The following is a 328-nucleotide window of genomic DNA, read 5'->3' on the forward strand; positions in this document are numbered from 1 at the left end:
ACAACCAGAACGGCCTGATCAATGCGCCGCTGCTGGTGCTCAACCACCTCAAGGGCGTAAACAACCAGGGCGGCGAAATCTCCAGTGCCCAGGCCTTCACGCTCGTCGCCGACAGCCTGGACAACAGCAACGGCAAGTTGCTGGGCAACCAGGCCGTCACCGTGCGCGTCAACCAGGCCCTGACCAACCTCAAGGGGCTGATCGCCGCTGCGGCCCTGGATATCCGCGCAGACAGCCTGGACTCCAGCAACGGTGGTGAAGTCTCGGCCCAGGGCGATATCGACCTGTCCGTCTCCAGCCTGACCCAGAACGGTGGTCGCCTGCTGAG

1 protein-coding gene is annotated in these 328 nt (G+C 64.0%); it reads left to right on the forward strand.

Annotation, left to right across the window (positions count from 1 at the left end; genetic code table 11):
• The coding region (locus K675_RS30770; protein WP_037006488.1) for a hypothetical protein at positions 1 to 328 on the forward strand (328 nt) is incomplete at both ends.

The organism is Pseudomonas fuscovaginae SE-1 (assembly GCF_000364705.1).
In the GTDB taxonomy this organism is placed as follows: domain Bacteria; phylum Pseudomonadota; class Gammaproteobacteria; order Pseudomonadales; family Pseudomonadaceae; genus Aquipseudomonas; species Aquipseudomonas fuscovaginae_A.